Source organism: Curvivirga sp., assembly GCF_965219885.1.
Lineage (GTDB): Bacteria > Pseudomonadota > Alphaproteobacteria > UBA8366 > Aestuariispiraceae > Curvivirga.
On sequence record NZ_CBDCOT010000009.1, the window covers coordinates 38,319 to 54,722 of the forward strand.

The window sequence follows — 16,404 nt, forward strand, 5'->3', positions numbered from 1 at the left end:
CATTAAACCCTTTCGATAATCTTTTCGCCAAACAGGCCTTGTGGACGGAAGAAAAGGAAGATCAGTGCCAATACATAAGCAAACCATTCCTCAATCGCGCCACCATAGGCAGCACCCCAAAATACTTCCGCAACTTTTTCACCTGCACCAATGATCAACCCACCGATAATAGCACCCGGAATGGATGTGAAACCGCCAAGGATCAGAACAGGTAAAGCTTTCAATGCAATTGTAGAGAGAGAGAATTGAACCCCTAACTTTGATCCCCACATAATACCAGCAACCAGTGCAACCAAACCCGCAACGGCCCAAACGACAATCCAGATATGGTTCAATGGGATACCAACAGACAATGCGGCCTGATGATCATCTGCCACCGCACGCAAGGCACGTCCAGTACGCGTATATTGGAAGAACAAGCTTAATGCGATCACTAAAGACCCGGCGACTGCAGCTGCAAATACTTCGGATTGTTGGATCAAAATATCACCTACAAACCAGACATCATCTGGCAAACCGATATTCAACGGACGTACATCACCGCCCCAAATCATTTCCCCTAAACCTTCAAGGAAATAAGCAATACCGATGGTTGCCATAAAGAGAATGATATGTTCCTGGTTCACAAGATTTCGAAGGACAACACGTTCAATCGCAAATGCCAAGGCTACCATAATTAAAATGGTTGCAATCAAGGCCACCACAATCGGCAAGCCAGCATCAATCAATCCAACAAAATTCAAAGCAGCAAATAAAACCATCACGCCTTGAGCAAAATTGAAAACCCCCGATGCTTTAAAGATCAATACGAAACCAAGTGCGACAAGCGAGTACATAATGCCAGACATGAGACCACCAAGGATCACCTCTGCCAAGAATTCCGGTGCTGTCCACATCTCAACGAAGGGAGTAACAAAGATCGAATACAAAAATTCCATAATACCTACTCCTTAGTGAGACACGCCAAGATAAGCATCAATCACGTCTTGATTACTGCTTACCTCATCAGGGCTGCCATCTGCCAATTTACGACCATAGTCCAAAACAACCACGCGGTCTGATAAATCCATCACGACCCCCATATCATGTTCAATCAGGGCAATGGTGGTTCCAAACTGCTCATTCACATCAATAATGTAACGGGACATGTCCTCTTTTTCTTCAAGGTTCATCCCTGCCATCGGCTCATCAAGAAGTAGCAATTCTGGCTCCATCGCCAAAGCACGTGCTAACTCTACCCGTTTTTGCAACCCATATGGTAGGCGCCCAACTGGTGTTTTACGAATGGCTTCGATTTCAAGGAAGTCGATGATTTCTTCTACCTTTTCACGATGTTCCAACTCTTCACGCTTCGCACGGCCAATATAAAGTGCCTGTTCGATAAAGCTTGAATGCATCTTCAGATAACGACCTGTCATGATATTGTCCAAGGTGGACATACCTTTAAACAAAGCGATATTCTGGAAAGTACGTGCAATACCACTTTTGGCCGCTAACGCCGGACGCATAGGTGTGTAATCTTTGCCTTTAAAGCGAACATGACCAACTTGTGGCTGATAAAAGCCGTTAATCACATTCAACATAGAAGATTTGCCAGCGCCATTGGGGCCAATAATAGAACGAATTTCACCTTTATTGATGTTGAAACTGATATCTGTAAGGGCTTTTACACCACCGAAACTTAGATCGATGTTATTTACAGAAAGTAGCTCTTCACCAATACGGCTATTTGTATTTGTTTCTGTCATTTTTACTCTTTCACCCCTTCTTATTCTGCGGCTGCAGCCATGGCAGTTGCATTAAAAGGGAATGTATCCGCATCCATGATCTGAACATCCGCTGAGATCGACCCTTTACGTCCATCCTCATAGGTTACTTCAGTCTCAATATGACAAGATGTTTTGTCTGAATATAAGGCATCGATAAGTGGCTCATAACGTTCTGCCACAAATTTACGACGCACTTTTGAGGTACGCGTCAATTCGCCATCATCCGCATCCAGCGCTTTATGCAGCACCAAGAAGCGTTTGATTTGGGAACCAGCAACACGTTCTTCAGTTGATAAAGAACGGTTCACGGCTTCCACATGTTCCTTCATGATCTTATAAACTTCAGGATGCGCGGCCAGTTCTTGATAGGAAGCGTAAGCAATGTTGTTACGTTCCGCCCAGTTACCGACAGCTTCCAAGTCAAAGTTAATGAAGGCCGCGCAATAATCACGGTCATGACCAAAGGCCACAGCCTCTTTAATATTCGGGAAGAATTTAAGTTTATTTTCAATATATTTCGGCGCCATCATGGTACCGTCATTAAGTTTACCGACATCCTTCGCACGATCGATAATCTTAATATGACCATCCTCGTCAAAGAACCCAGCATCACCTGTATGAACCCAGCCATCAGCTTGTTTGGTTTCTGCAGTAGATTCAGGATTTTTATAATATTCCATGAAAGTACCTGGACCGCGATACATAATCTCGCCATTGTCTTCTACTTTCACTTCCACATCTGGTGCAGGCACACCGACAGTATCTGCTTTAATTTCACCATTTGGCTGGATCGCAACAAATACGGATGCTTCCGTCATACCATAAAGCTGTTTTAGGTTGATGCCTAAGGAACGATAAAATTCAAAAATCTCAGGACCAATTGCTTCACCCGCAGTATAGCCAAGGCGAATCCGGCTTAAACCCAACGCATTTTTCAATGGTGCATATACCAAAGTATTACCTATCGCATATTTAATACGATCCATCAGGCCAACTGGCTTACCATCAAGAATATCAACGCCTGTCTTACGTGCATGATCCATAAAATAATGGAACATCTTACGTTTGATTTTGGACGCATCTTCCATACGGATCATCACCGTGGTCAATGTGCTTTCGAAAATACGAGGAGGTGCAAAGTAATAGGTAGGCCCCAACTCCCACAAATCATTCAATACAGTATCCGTGCTTTCGGGACAGGACACACAAAAGCCAGCGACCAAAGATTGGGCATAAGAGAAAATATGATCCCCCACCCATGCCATAGGTAAATATGCCAGAACTTCATCAGTTTCATTAAGGCCTTCAAGATCAACCGCATTACGCGCAGTAATCAGAATATTGTTATGACTTAACACAACCCCTTTTGGCTTACCTGTCGTACCGGATGTATAAAGCATGATGGAAGCTTTTTCAGCCTTGGTCGCATCGATCATTCGATCCGCCCAAGCCAAATCCTTTTTCACAACCTGCTTACCTGCATCAACGACGTTCACATAATCATGCAAATTTTCTTCGTTATAATCACGAAGCCCGCGCGGATCATCAAAGATAATTTGTTTTAAAGTCGGTACATTTTCTTGCACAGAAAGGATCTTGTCGGTCTGTTCCTGATCTTCTGTCACGACAAAAGTTACTTCAGCATTATCCAAAATATATTGAAGTTCTTCTGCCACACCATCTGCATATACTGGAACCGGAATTGCGCCAAGAAATTGGGCTGCTGCCATCGTCCAATAAAGACGTGGACGGTTAGAACCTACGATACCGATATGGTCCCCTGCTTTAAGCCCTAGTTTATCAAGTCCAGCTGCATAAGCTTTTACTTCTTCATATACTTCGGCCCAAGTCCAACTTTGCCAAATACCGTGGTCTTTTTCACGGATAGCCGGGCGCTTAGCACGTATCTCCGCGTTATGCCGCAGCAACTTTGGAAATGTATCGAGCTTATTCGTCTCAGTCATACTTCTCCGCATGCCTCTCTGTTCAATTGGTCAAATCCAAATTCAGGAAGCGATAGGCTTGAAGTAGCTACAGATTCTTTAAAAAGGGCCTTTTGGGCGCACTTATCCCCTCATTTTTGAAGGGATTTTCCCACGGGGTAAACCAAGTATTATTTTGTCCCCACCACGCCGTTTTTTGATAAATTTATCTTTTAAAAACGAACCTTTTTATTAAACGCAATCTACTTTCACCTACAAATAACTGTCTGATTGTTCAGATCTTTTTGATTTGCAGGCTATGCCTCCCTATAGTGTGGTCCACGCAAATAGGCCACCCTATTTTATTCTTCACAAATGCTACAACCTTATTAAACTTACGCCAAGAAAATATTACAAAATTTCCGACTTTTTATTATTTTTTGATATTAGTTGCACCATACGCTTGCGTACGGTAATAACTTATGCACAATAAGGGTGTCAATACGCAACCGTATGGAAAATGAATTTTGATAGAAAATAACTCTAAAAAAACTGCTCGCAAAAAATCGATTTCTAAAAAATCATCGGCAAAAAAAACGCGCAGTAAAACAGCTACAACCAAGCGTGCACCTAAGCTTGGCAGGCAGGAATGGATCGAAGCAGCTTTCCGTACTTTGGTAGAAAGTGGCGTCACCTCAATTCATGTAGAAACTTTGGCGAAAAGACTTGGAGTCACTAAAGGAAGTTTCTATTGGCATTTTAAAGATCGAACAGAATTACTAGAAGCCGTCCTTGAAAAATGGAAAGAACAATTTGTTATTGCCCGTGTGGAAACAATGGGCGGCGACACAGACGCACAGCTTTTAAACCTTTTAAACATCGTCCCACGGCAAAAAGGATCTTATCAAAGAGGTGGGTCCATGGAATTGGCCATGCGTAGCTGGGCACGCACAGATAACGAAGCTATGAGCGCGGTTGTAAATGTAGACCGAACACGTGTGGATTTTGTTGAAAGCCTTCTGGAACCTCGCGGCCACACAGGAATTGAGAAAGAAGCACGTGCCTTTTTGATTTATTCCTATCTGATGTGCCAAGGTATTTTTAGTTTCGATCGTGACGATGACATATTAGATCGCATTCATCATAAAGTTTTAGATTTTTTATTGCAGCCACCGATGCAAAAAGATGAGGATTAGGCTTCCATGTCTGTTGAGGAGATTTCTATTCAAGATGAAATCATCACGCTTGAAAATGGCGTAAACATTGCGATTCGCTGGTATACACCTGACACATGGTCCCATACAGAAACTAAGGAAGATATTGTCTTACTGCATGAAGCACTTGGCTGCATTGGGATGTGGCGAGATTTCCCACAAAAACTTGCAAATGCAACTGGTCGGCGCGTCATGGCCTATGACCGTGAGGGATATGGTGGGTCATCACCGCTTAGCAAGGAACGTAATCCCGATTACCTGCATCAATATGGGCAAGAAGAATGCCCGGAAGTATTGGAAAAAGCAGGCATAACGAACCCTATTTTATTTGGTCATTCTGACGGTGGTAGCATCGCTTTGCTATATGCAGCAAAATTCAATCCAAAAGCAGTTATAACCGAAGCAGGCCATGTTTTCGTTGAAGACATAACGGTGAAAGGCATTGCAGAAGCCAAATTTGTCTGGGCTCATACAGATTTGGAAAAACGACTTTCAAAATATCATGGCGAAAAAACAGCAACTTTATTTGATGCTTGGGCAGTGACCTGGCTCTCTTACGACTTCATGCGATGGAATATGGAAGAAGATACAAAGTCTATCACTTGCCCCACCTTGATCCTTCAAGGGGCAGAAGATGAATATGGATCTGAGAAACAAGTCGAATCCATACTCACCCATGTGAAAGGACCAACAAAAGCCTGTATGATTCCAGATTGCAAACATATTCCTCATCTCCAAAAACAAGATGAAGTTTTAAATCAATGCGTTAATTTTATTAAAAAATTGTAAGATAAATCATATAAAAGTTTCATTTACCGTTTATCAGCAAAAGAGTAACGTCTTGTGCAGCTTTCTCATATGTACATCCCTCGAATATCTTGCTAGGATTCATTTATGAGAATCGGCACTATACCCTTAATTAAAGATAGTCGTGGCATACAGGTTTGCTTGGTATCCACTACCAAGAACCCCGCTCTATACACCTTCCCTAAAGGTGCGATGGAAGCTGGCGAATCTCAAAATGATACCGCTTTAAGAGAATTGCTGGAAGAAGCAGGTATGCATGGTAAACTCATTTCAACTAAAAATTCTATTTTCCTCCCAAGCGACTTAGATACCACGAAAGATATCATCTATTATTTCGTTGAAGTTACTCGTATCGATTCCATGTGGGAAGAGAAACATACTCGCAAACGCATACAGGTTTATTTAGATGAATTGGAAAACACTCCCTTGAATGACAAGGCCATTTTTGTGGTCAATCAGCTGAGGAAAATGGGAATATTTCAAACAAAGATTTCGACTAAAACTACCTTAAAGAAATTCTTGAAAAACTGCCTACCCAAAATCGATCGAAAGAAAGCAGGCAAGGCTAAGTAGATTGCAACTGAAACATATAAAAGAAAAGCGCCCCTCTGATTAAGCGCTCTTTTACTTTATAAACTCTAAATCACAAGCTCGCTGTTAACATCCGAAACCCCTTATTGAGGTCACCTCGAAACTTCTGCCCTTTATTTGCGGGAGCAGTTACATCTAGGACAGATAAACTATAATGATTGTCCTTTAATTGCGCTCGAAGAGCATCCAAATAACTATTGTAAGTCTCCTCATCATCTTCCAGCCCTTCACGAATTGCAGCGATTCGACTCAAACCGGCCTGAGGATTATCTTTCACCTCCTGAATATCCCATTTTGCCATGCCAGACTGATCACGATATTTTTTCATCGTTGTCAGGCTCCTATTCACCTGTCCCTGTCCGATATCGTCTAAGTCCTGCATCTCGATAGTTTGATTGGTACGGTTTGCTGCCTTTTGACGATGTTCTTTAAAACGTTCTTGCTTCAAACGAAGTTTACGCTCTCTTTCAAGACGAGCTAAAACTTCAGGAGACGGCCCTTGAGAGGGTTTCACTCCGCGAACCTCACCTCCCCCAGTTTCCCTATCTGCCTTTTGGCCTAAATCCCGACCACCACTCGGTTCCGGATCCGGTCCCATACCTGGCTGTCTACCCATATTTTTCTCCTTTGACAATTAAATACATAGAATATATAGTGAACAAATTAAAAATATTCAACAAAAATTCACATTTGTTCTATTTCGCTGTTTTAATCTTGCAGAAAACGGCAGAAATCCTTATATCCATCGCTGATAAATTTGGGCTATTGATCTTTTTGAAAGATTTCCCACATTTAAAATCAGGATTTATTAACATTTAATCAACTAACCAGAGGAATAAGAATGACAGATACGCATCAGAAAACTGGCGGCGAAACCATGCGCTTTGAAGCGGAAGTGGGACGCTTGTTAGATATTGTTGCAAACGCCCTTTACAGTGAACGTGAAATCTTCCTGCGCGAACTAATCTCAAACGCTGCAGATGCCTGTGACCGTTTACGTTATGACGCCCTGTCTGACGAAACTCTTTTGGAAGGTAATAGTGACTTTGCCATCCAACTTTCCTATAACAAAGAAGCAAAAACCTTAACCATTGCCGATTCCGGATCAGGCATGTCACGTGATGAGTTAATCGGTAATTTAGGTACGATTGCACGTTCCGGCACATCGCGCTTTATGGAAAAGCTTAGTGGTGATGCAAAAAAAGATACGAATTTAATTGGTCAATTTGGCGTAGGATTTTATTCAGCCTATATGGTCGCCAATTGGGTATCTGTAGAAAGCCGTCGTGCAGGTGAAAAAATCGGCCACCGCTGGGAAAGCGATGGCAAAGGTGAATTCACGATCACTGAAATTGAGCGTGTAGCGCGTGGAACAGCAATCACGCTCCATATAAAAGATGACGCATTGGAATTCCTGGAAGAGATGCGCATCAAACATATCGTGTCTACTTACTCCAATCACATTCCCTTCCCTATCAAACTGGAAAGCATGAAACGCGTTGGCGAAGGTGATGAAGCAAAAGACGAATTAAGTATCGATCAAATTAATGATGGCTCAGCGATTTGGACAAAAAACAAATCCGATGTAACAGAAGAACAATATAAAGAATTCTATCATCATGTTTCACATGCGTATGACGATCCATGGTCAACCCTACATTTCCGTGCAGAAGGTATGATCGAATATTCAGGTTTGATTTATATCCCGACTATGCGTCCATTTGATTTATTCAACCCGGAACGCATGTCCAAACTGAAACTCTATGTAAAGCGTGTCTTTATCACAGATGAATGCGATGATTTATTACCAAAACATCTTCGCTTCCTACGTGGTGTGATTGATAGCGAAGATCTACCGCTAAACATCTCTCGTGAAATGTTGCAAAATAATCCTATCCTTTCAAAAATCCGCGCCGGCATTACAAAGAAAGTGATGGGTGAATTAGAGAAACGCGCCGAAAATGATACAGAATCTTATAATGAATTCTGGGCAAATTTCGGCATGGTTTTAAAAGAAGGCCTGTATGAAGTCGGTAATGACCATCAGCAACTTTTGAAAGTTGCCCGTTTCCACTCTACAGAAGATGATAAGTTAGTGTCTCTATCTGATTATGTGGCGCGAATGAAAGAAGGCCAAGATGCCATTTATTACATCGCGGGGGAAGATAAAGACGCTTTAGCACGTAGCCCTCAACTTGAAGGTTTTAAAGCAAAAGGTGTTGAAGTCTTATATATGACAGACCCTGTTGATGAATTCTGGTTGCCAAGTATTGGTGAGTTTGATGGAAAACAGTTTAAGTCTGTAACCCGTGCAAGCTCTGATCTTTCTGAAATCAAAGCTGCACCAGATGCGGAAGACAAAGCAGAAGATAAAAAAGAAGCTGCTGACGAAGATGCAATGAGTTCTTTTATCACAGCAGTTAAAGAAGCTTTGGGCGAAACTGTCGCAGACGTGAAATCAACAGACCGTCTCACAAGCAGTGCAGTTTGTTTAGTTGCTGATGAAAACGGGATGGATATGAACTTGGAACGTTTGCTAAAACAACACAAACAACTAGAACAAGCTAGTGTACGCATTATGGAAGTGAACCCGACCCATAGCCTGATCAAATCTATGGCAAAAGCTGTGAAAGGCGGAGCGGACATCACGGATGCATCCTTACTACTTCTGGATCAAGCTCGTATTCTGGAAGGTGAATCCCTACCGGACCCAACTGGTTTTGCCCACCGAATGAGCTTATTCATGGAAAAAGGGCTATAAAGATAAAGGCGGGATACTTTCCCGCCTTTTTATCATCCGATAAAAGACGGAAAGCCAATCTGGTCAAAATCAAAACATGCTAGAAAGATCTGCGTCTCGCCATCCAATTCAAATGGCAAAATCAATCTTTGATATGAAATAAATTCTCTACTCTTATCTCTGAAATCTCCCACATCAAGTAGAGGTAATTGACTTGTGCGAGCCTGTTCATATCCCTCCAACACAAATAGTTCGTCATGCCGCCCGAAGAAGCCTTCTATCGTCTCTCCAGTAAAATCTTTATCAATAGCATAAACAAGAGCTGTTCCCACTAAACGATAACGATAGTCTCCCCCACCATTCACTGCTTCAAGTATCGCTAAATAGGGTAAAGCTTCAGCCCCAATTTCAAGCGGGTCTATTTGAGATTTTTGTGGGACATGCTTATCCCCCTTCCATCTCAACCATAGTTGATATAGACGCCGATGCCTTTGAGACTTTAATTCTTCTATGCTCAACAAGGGATATCCCGAATATCTTTGAATGATGGTAATTTTGCGCACAACCAATTGATATATATTCTAATACCTCCTTTATTAGCCCGCAATGATTGATTTAGGAGGAAACACAAGTATAATATCAACCTACCCATTTGAGTTATATTATATGAATAAATATCGAATTGCAGTCGCAGATAAAAACCCCCTCGTATTGAGTGGTCTTGAGACACTTTTTAAAAACGATGATCGTTTCACTTTAACTGGCACCGCCCGTACAGGTGCCGAGTTTATTGGGCTGGCAGCACAAAACAAATTTGATATTGGGATAACCGGTTGGGAAATGCCTGGGCTTGACGGCCGCGCCATTTTAGATGCAATTGGTGAATTTGAATATCACCCGAAGATTGTAATTTATACTGGCGTGCCTAATCCACGCATTATTCGAGAAGCTATGCTAAATGGCGCTGCGGGCTTTTGCGCAAAAGGCGATAGTACAGAACAACTAATTACCACTGTTGCATCAGTTGCCGCAGGCCAAATGGTTTTTCCGTATTTCGACCTTAAAAAATTACAAGACGATCCCTGGGAAAGCCTCACACGTCGTGAATTAGATTTATTAGACTATCTAAAAACAGGGCAATCCAACCAGCAGATTGCAAATTACTTAGGCCTATCTGTAAACACAATTAAGTTTCACCTAAAGAATTTATATACCAAGCTTGGCGTAAAAAATCGCGCACAAGCGGTGGCTGTATCATTATCTCGCAAATCAAATCACTAGCCTTAGGGGTAGTATATTTACCACCCTTAAGATTTAATTTTCTATCTCGCTGAGTGTAGGCACTTAATGAAGCAATCGTTATAGTTTTAATCAACAAAGTAAAAAGCTTTAACGAATTACAGCCCTCAGGCTTATCTTTGCGGGAGATAGAAAATGACATTGAAAGTAGCAATTAACGGTTTTGGCCGTATTGGACGCCTAGCATTACGCGCCGCTATTGAGAATGGATACATCTCTTCGGGTGACCTTGAATTCGTTGCGATCAACGACCTTGGTCCGGTGGAAATCAACGCCTTGCTCTTCCAAAATGACTCCGTTCACGGCCCACATCTTCAACATGTTACACATGGAGATGATTGGATTGATGTTGGCACAGGTAAAATCAAAATGACTGCCGAAGCTAATCCATCGAATTTGCCATGGAAAGAATTAGGCGTAGATTTGGTTATGGAATGCACCGGACGCTTCACCAATAAGGATGCGGCCTCTGCACATCTGACAGCTGGGGCTAAACGCGTCCTTGTCTCTGCACCATGCAGTGATGCAGATTCTACCATTGTTTACGGTGTAAACGAAAGCGACTTAAAAGCGCAACATACAGTTATATCAAACGCATCCTGCACCACAAACTGTCTGGCACCTGTTGCCAAAATTCTTAATGACAGCATCGGCATTGAGAAAGGTTTTATGACCACAGTACATGCTTATACAGGCGATCAAAATCTACATGATGGACTTCACAAAGATCCACGCAGAGCACGCGCCGCTATGGGCTCAATGATCCCGACCACTACAGGCGCAGCACGTGCCGTTGGTTTAGTTCTGCCTGAACTTGCGGGAAAACTAGATGGAACATCCATTCGTGTCCCAACACCTAACGTGTCTATGGTTGATCTTACCTTCACTTCTAAGCGTGACACATCCGAAGAAGAAGTTAATCAACTTCTATCTGGTGCGGCATCTAATGAAATGAAGCGTATCTTACAGGCAACAGATCTACCGCTTGTATCCATTGACATGAACCACAATTCAGCAAGCTCCATCGCTGATTTAAGTGGCACCAAGGTTATTGAAGGTAATCTCGTTCGTATTATGAGTTGGTATGACAATGAATGGGGTTTTGCGAACCGTATGTGTGATACAGCAACATGCATCGCAGCTTTAGATCAAAAGTCTCAAGACAAAGCGGCTTAAATATTTAAGCTGCCCAAAAGTTTCCCTTAATCGCCTCACAGGGAAAAACCAAAAGGCCATCGGTTCCGTTTCCGATGGCCTTTTTACATACATATAGATGTAATTACATTTGATATTTAATGAATGGTGTCTCTTTAGCCACCTTATCATATAAACGTCGACCAGCCTCATTAAAGTGCTGCGTCAGCCAGTAAGTTTGGCTACATCCAAGTCTTTGAGCCTCTTCATGGACGGCCTCAATTAAATGTCGCCCAACGCGCTTTCCCCGGCTTTCAGTTTTCGTATAAAGATCTACTAAGTAACAACGCGGCTCTGCCCCCCATGTATGATCATGAAGTAAATAGGTTGTGAAACCAATCAATTGCCCATCATCATCTTCATAAACCAAACACCAAGGCCCAGTTTCCTTTGGATGCATCAATCGATCCCAGGTGTTATCTGTCGTTGCTGATAGATCCACTTCATAATATGCCTGATACCCCTTCCAAAGTGGATCCCAAGCCGTACGATCTTCAACACGTGCAGGTCTAATTTTCATTAAAGGTCTCCCCTGTGAGACCCAAAGCAGATATCGGGTATATTAAGGTTCCCGACGTTTACCCTCTGCCTTCAGGTCTGCAAGATATTGTTCCCAGCGCACTTCATATTCTTCACCAAGTTGATAAAGATAGCGCCAACTATACAAACCACTGTCATGCATGTCGTCGAAGATAATTTTAATCGCATAATTGCCAATAGGTTCTATATTCATAATTCCTACAAATTTTCTTCCGGCAATCAGTTTCTTAGGTCCGACACCATGCCCTTGCACTTCGGCGCTTGGACTTTCCACACGTAAATATTCGGCAGGTAACTTAAAAATTTTACCATTCTCAAAACTAACTTCGAGACATTTTTCCTGTGTATGAAGATGTATTTCTTCAGGCTTTACGGGTGTTGAATATTTATCTTCAGTCATAAAATTAAAACTTAAAGATCATCCACATGTACGGCTTCATCAGCTAACATGATCGGAATACCATCACGGATAGGATATGCAAGCTTCGTTTGTTCAGAAATCAACAATTGCCGCTCCTTATCATAACTCAAAGGGCTACGTGTACCGGGCTCCACCAAAATCTCTAATAGCTTTGGGTCAATTTCTGCATGCGTAGACATATTTTTATCCTAAATCTTCTTCAACGAATATGTGGTTACATATCAGTTAGTTTGTGTGAAAACCACCATTTTCATCATTATGCAAAAGGGCCATTTCCAATAATGTGATTAACATTGCAGCTCGTTCCTGCAAAGTGCCAGTTTCCAGCAATGCTTGCTTCTCAACAGGTCCAAAAGGACAGATCATTGCTAAAGCATCAATCAAGATTTCCACTTGTGTTTTTTCAAGCAATCTTAGATCTACATTCATATTATTAAGAGTTAAATAACGTTCAAGCAAAGACATGAGATGTGGCTTATCTATTGAAATTGTCCGAGCTTCAGTTAAATCATCCCTAAATCTGCCCCAATCGACGATAGCCTCTCTATACCCACGATCAGAAATAGCTTCTTCCATTAAGGTAAAGCGACAAACACCCCGCAATTGAATAACAAACCGACCATCCGAAGTTTCTTCAAAATTGGTTACGCGTCCCATACAGCCCACATTAAATAAAGGGGCAACACCAGATACGATCTGAGTACGCATTTCGGTTTCATCTGGGTCACGTGGCTGGATCATCCCCAACATGCGACCTTTAGACAGAACATCTTCAAACATATTGAGATAACGATCTTCGAAGATATTCAATGGTAAAATTTGCCCCGGCAGCATCAGTACATTTGGCAACGGAAATATCGCCAATTTAGTGGGTAATTCGTCAAATGCCGGGTCAAATCGTCCCATTCGTCTCTCAATTCTTTTAAACAGAAAACATCAAAGATGATAACTTCTTACGGCTTGCAATGACAAGTGGATCGGCATGACCAATTGCTTCAAAGAATTTCAACAACTGTACGCGTGCCGCACCTTCATTCCATTCACGATCTTTTGAGAAAATTTCCAGCAACAAATTCATTGCACCTTCATTATCACCTGTTGCATAGGTCGCAAGGGCCAAGTCAAAACGCGCCTGATGGTCATCTGCGTTAGCTTCCACAGCTCTTTTCAAATTCTCAATCTCACCGACGGCTTCTGCAGCCTCCAAGGCAACAGCGATTGCTTTCTTGACCTTTTCAAAGGCAGGGTCATCCTGCACTTCAACAGGCAAACCTTCCATCAGACCTTGCGCACCTTCAACAGATCCCATCTTCAAATAGCAGTCAGCTAACGCTGCAGTTGCCCCGATGTGATTAGGTGCATGTTGCAAGACTTGAGTATAAATCTCAGCAGCTCCAGCAATCTGACCTTCGGTCATCAATTGGTCCGCATGTTCCATAGCACCTTCAACCGGATCCCCCATATCACCACCACCAGCTTGCGCCATTTTTTGCACAAAAGCATCAATCTGACTTGGCGGTTGCATGCCCATAAAACCATCAACTGGTTGACCACCCGCAAACGCAAACACTGCTGGAATGGACTGTACCTGTAACTGACCTGCGATCCCCGGGTTTTCATCAATGTTGATTTTCACCATTTTAACTTTACCGCCTGCACGCTGTACCGCGGCCTCTAAAGCAGGGCCTAATTGCTTGCATGGCCCACACCAAGGCGCCCAAAAATCAACGATAACAGGTTGCTGCATACTTGCTTCCATCACATCCTGACGGAAAGCTGCATCGCTACTATCTTTAATCAACTCATCACCAGCATTCAGATTATTTTGCATCATCGGATTTTCCATCTTTTTTCTCTTTCTTGGGATACTTAATCTGCGGCTTCTTGCGCAGCTAATTCATCTGCTAGTGCCTTAAAATCCACCATCATAGGATCATAACCTTCTGCCTTAAGAAAAGTCATCAAGGCAGAAGGTGTCACAGCTGTTGTACGATCATTACGCAAAGGATGACCATTAATAAGCTCTTCTTCCATCAAAGCTGTATCTAAAACCATGCTAACACGTTTTTCTGTATCATTTATCACAGAAAAAGCTGTTACAGATCCTGGAATTACACCAAGTACGTCCATCAACAAGTCCGCATTACCAAATGATAAATTTCCCGACGCGCCAAGAACATGACGTAGTTGCTTTAAATTTATAGGACAATCTTCATCCACTGTCGCTAACCACAGGTTCTTTTTCTTATCACGTAAGAATAGATTTTTTGTATGACCACCTGGCAAATCATCACGGTGAGATTTTGACTCTTCAACCGTAAACGCAGCTTCATGTTCCACTGTGCGATAGTTAATTCCCAACTCATCCAGGCGCGCATATAATTCCTGATCTGTTTTCGGCATCTTTACATCCCATCTCCGAAGATAAAATTCAGCGCCAAATAGATAACTATTTTAACCTCTAATTGCAATAAGACAGCCTAGTATAACTATTGTTTTCTGCGACTTTTCATAGAATGCTCTAAAAAAATGAAACTTTTTTGAAAAAGGGGCTTGCCTTGTCCGTGATCATGCGTATTATCCGCCGCACTTGAGGACAACAATTTGTTCCAAGTCGCCAATTGCGGGCGTAGCTCAGGGGTAGAGCGCAACCTTGCCAAGGTTGATGTCGTGAGTTCGAATCTCATCGCCCGCTCCATGGAAAACCCGTCGGACATCTGTCGGGTTTTTCTTATTAAATCGATCATGATCCTTACCCATTTGATGATGATCTTTGTTGCGGGCGTAGCTCAGGGGTAGAGCGCAACCTTGCCAAGGTTGATGTCGTGAGTTCGAATCTCATCGCCCGCTCCATGAAAAACCCGTCGGACATCCGACGGGTTTTTCTCTTCTAATCTTGAAAATATAAGTCTAGTCTCTACTTATTCTTTCTTCTGGTGTTGCTGTAAAATCGTATCAACCAATAAATTCATTTCATTTTTTGTGATTTTATGATGGCGCGTGAACATAAATGCCGCCTGTCCGAATAAAAGAGAAATGACCGCCAAACCAACAAAGTAAGCTGAAGAAAAACCTGCCCAGATATGCGGTTCAAAAGCACCTGTTGTAAAACGGTGATATATAAAGAAGATTCCTAAAGATACGCCAATGATACCAAAGAACAACGCGATAAATGCAAAAGCGGTAAATGGGCGATGACTAATAATAGTAGACCCAATAATTGAACTTGTCTGCTTTGCATATCGCCAAAGATTACTGGCAACTCGTGATTTACCAAACTCTCTTTCACCACGAATTTCCAAGGGTACTTCTACAATTGAAAAACCATTGAACACCGTCTGCAAAATAGCCTCATGCGTATAAGTGAAATTTCCAAGCAGTGAAAGCGTTCGTATAATATCCTTGCTATACGCTCTAAATCCGCAAGAGACATCATAGAATTTCTGTCCCGTCAAAACACTTACCAAACTTGAAATCCTATAGTTGCCCCATTTTTTGATTGCAGGCATTTTAGGGTGCAGTTTCTTATCTTTAAAACGTGAAGCGGTTGTCATATCTGCCTCACCCGACAATACCGGTGCTAGCAGTTCAGGAATATCATGTGGATTGAATTGGCCGTCACCATCCATATTCAACATAAAATCGTAATCATGGACCCTGGCATAATTCAAACCTGTGCGGAAGGCAGCACCCACACCTTTATTACGCGGATGGCTGACATAATATGCCCCAGCTTTTTCAACTTCCTTCACAGATGCATCAGTGGATCCATCATCAACTACCAAAACATCAATACGATCAATCCCGTTAATGGTATTTGGAATTGCTGAGATCACAGTTGCAATAGTCTTTTCCTCATTCAAACAAGGTATCACAACCAGAAGAGATTTCACTGACATGTTTTTGT

18 protein-coding genes and 2 tRNA genes are annotated in these 16,404 nt (G+C 42.3%); 8 read left to right on the plus strand and 12 right to left on the minus strand.

The window, feature by feature from the left end:
- Positions 1–2: 2 nt before the first annotated feature.
- The 3 genes from ACOQOA_RS05710 to ACOQOA_RS05720 are packed head-to-tail and all read right to left on the minus strand — an operon-like array spanning position 3 to position 3,733.
- Positions 3–938: a branched-chain amino acid ABC transporter permease gene (locus tag ACOQOA_RS05710; protein WP_420547686.1), complete on the minus strand. Its 936-nt coding sequence runs from the start codon at positions 936–938 to the stop codon at positions 3–5.
- Between the two features lie 12 nt (positions 939–950).
- Entirely contained in the window at positions 951–1,748 is a 798-nt protein-coding gene (locus ACOQOA_RS05715; RefSeq protein ID WP_155154322.1) for an ABC transporter ATP-binding protein, read from the minus strand.
- Positions 1,749–1,768: 20 nt separating this feature from the next.
- The gene (locus tag ACOQOA_RS05720; RefSeq protein ID WP_420547687.1) at positions 1,769–3,733 is read right to left on the minus strand and encodes an AMP-dependent synthetase/ligase; all 1,965 of its coding nucleotides are present in this window, start codon (positions 3,731–3,733) and stop codon (positions 1,769–1,771) included.
- Positions 3,734–4,218: 485 nt separating this feature from the next.
- On the opposite strand from ACOQOA_RS05720, the gene ACOQOA_RS05725 reads away from it, so the two are divergent.
- The 3 genes from ACOQOA_RS05725 (at position 4,219) to ACOQOA_RS05735 (ending at position 6,285) form a co-directional block, all read left to right on the plus strand.
- A complete protein-coding gene (locus tag ACOQOA_RS05725; RefSeq protein ID WP_420547688.1) occupies positions 4,219–4,887 on the plus strand; it encodes a TetR/AcrR family transcriptional regulator in 669 nt (222 codons plus the stop codon).
- A gap of 6 nt (positions 4,888–4,893) precedes the next feature.
- Positions 4,894–5,694 (plus strand): alpha/beta fold hydrolase, encoded by an 801-nt coding sequence (locus tag ACOQOA_RS05730; protein WP_420547689.1) that lies wholly within the window; start codon positions 4,894–4,896, stop codon positions 5,692–5,694.
- A gap of 105 nt (positions 5,695–5,799) precedes the next feature.
- On the plus strand, positions 5,800–6,285 hold the full coding sequence (locus ACOQOA_RS05735) for an NUDIX domain-containing protein (RefSeq protein ID WP_420547690.1): 486 nt from the start codon (positions 5,800–5,802) through the stop codon (positions 6,283–6,285).
- 70 nt (positions 6,286–6,355) lie between these two features.
- Here the strand turns inward: ACOQOA_RS05735 and ACOQOA_RS05740 are convergent, their stop codons facing one another.
- Entirely contained in the window at positions 6,356–6,919 is a 564-nt protein-coding gene (locus tag ACOQOA_RS05740; protein ID WP_420547691.1) for a hypothetical protein, read from the minus strand.
- A gap of 225 nt (positions 6,920–7,144) precedes the next feature.
- Between ACOQOA_RS05740 and htpG the strand changes: the two genes are divergently transcribed.
- A complete protein-coding gene (gene htpG / locus ACOQOA_RS05745) occupies positions 7,145–9,064 on the plus strand; it encodes a molecular chaperone HtpG (RefSeq protein WP_420547692.1) in 1,920 nt (639 codons plus the stop codon).
- Between the two features lie 32 nt (positions 9,065–9,096).
- Here the strand turns inward: htpG and ACOQOA_RS05750 are convergent, their stop codons facing one another.
- Positions 9,097–9,561, minus strand: coding sequence for a PAS domain-containing protein (locus ACOQOA_RS05750; protein WP_420547693.1), 465 nt, complete (start codon positions 9,559–9,561; stop codon positions 9,097–9,099).
- Positions 9,562–9,709: 148 nt separating this feature from the next.
- Here ACOQOA_RS05750 and ACOQOA_RS05755 point away from each other — a divergent pair, with 148 nt between their 5' ends.
- Positions 9,710–10,324, plus strand: a complete 615-nt coding sequence (locus tag ACOQOA_RS05755; protein WP_420547694.1) for a LuxR C-terminal-related transcriptional regulator — start codon at positions 9,710–9,712, stop codon at positions 10,322–10,324.
- A 153-nt stretch (positions 10,325–10,477) separates the two neighbouring features.
- On the plus strand, positions 10,478–11,518 hold the full coding sequence (gene gap / locus ACOQOA_RS05760; RefSeq protein WP_420547695.1) for a type I glyceraldehyde-3-phosphate dehydrogenase: 1,041 nt from the start codon (positions 10,478–10,480) through the stop codon (positions 11,516–11,518).
- 103 nt (positions 11,519–11,621) lie between these two features.
- On the opposite strand, the gene ACOQOA_RS05765 is transcribed toward gap, so the two are convergent.
- From ACOQOA_RS05765 to ACOQOA_RS05790, 6 genes are read right to left on the minus strand one after another with little or no spacing between them, the layout of a single operon-like run.
- The gene (locus tag ACOQOA_RS05765; RefSeq protein ID WP_420547696.1) at positions 11,622–12,056 is read right to left on the minus strand and encodes a GNAT family N-acetyltransferase; all 435 of its coding nucleotides are present in this window, start codon (positions 12,054–12,056) and stop codon (positions 11,622–11,624) included.
- A gap of 42 nt (positions 12,057–12,098) precedes the next feature.
- Positions 12,099–12,476, minus strand: a complete 378-nt coding sequence (locus ACOQOA_RS05770; protein ID WP_420547697.1) for a gamma-butyrobetaine hydroxylase-like domain-containing protein — start codon at positions 12,474–12,476, stop codon at positions 12,099–12,101.
- Positions 12,477–12,487: 11 nt separating this feature from the next.
- Positions 12,488–12,676, minus strand: a complete 189-nt coding sequence (locus ACOQOA_RS05775; protein WP_420547698.1) for a Trm112 family protein — start codon at positions 12,674–12,676, stop codon at positions 12,488–12,490.
- 46 nt (positions 12,677–12,722) lie between these two features.
- The gene (locus ACOQOA_RS05780; RefSeq protein ID WP_420547699.1) at positions 12,723–13,403 is read right to left on the minus strand and encodes an LON peptidase substrate-binding domain-containing protein; all 681 of its coding nucleotides are present in this window, start codon (positions 13,401–13,403) and stop codon (positions 12,723–12,725) included.
- 16 nt (positions 13,404–13,419) lie between these two features.
- Positions 13,420–14,343 (minus strand): thioredoxin, encoded by a 924-nt coding sequence (gene trxA, locus ACOQOA_RS05785; protein WP_420547700.1) that lies wholly within the window; start codon positions 14,341–14,343, stop codon positions 13,420–13,422.
- 23 nt (positions 14,344–14,366) lie between these two features.
- Positions 14,367–14,900: a prolyl-tRNA synthetase associated domain-containing protein gene (locus ACOQOA_RS05790; RefSeq protein ID WP_420547701.1), complete on the minus strand. Its 534-nt coding sequence runs from the start codon at positions 14,898–14,900 to the stop codon at positions 14,367–14,369.
- A 220-nt stretch (positions 14,901–15,120) separates the two neighbouring features.
- On the opposite strand from ACOQOA_RS05790, the gene ACOQOA_RS05795 reads away from it, so the two are divergent.
- Both ACOQOA_RS05795 and ACOQOA_RS05800 read left to right on the plus strand, forming a co-directional pair.
- Positions 15,121–15,195 (plus strand) — tRNA-Gly (locus tag ACOQOA_RS05795).
- Between the two features lie 80 nt (positions 15,196–15,275).
- Positions 15,276–15,350: transfer RNA gene (locus ACOQOA_RS05800), tRNA-Gly, on the plus strand.
- Positions 15,351–15,418: 68 nt separating this feature from the next.
- On the opposite strand, the gene ACOQOA_RS05805 is transcribed toward ACOQOA_RS05800, so the two are convergent.
- Positions 15,419–16,396, minus strand: a complete 978-nt coding sequence (locus ACOQOA_RS05805) for a glycosyltransferase family 2 protein (protein ID WP_420547702.1) — start codon at positions 16,394–16,396, stop codon at positions 15,419–15,421.
- Positions 16,397–16,404: the final 8 nt, after the last annotated feature.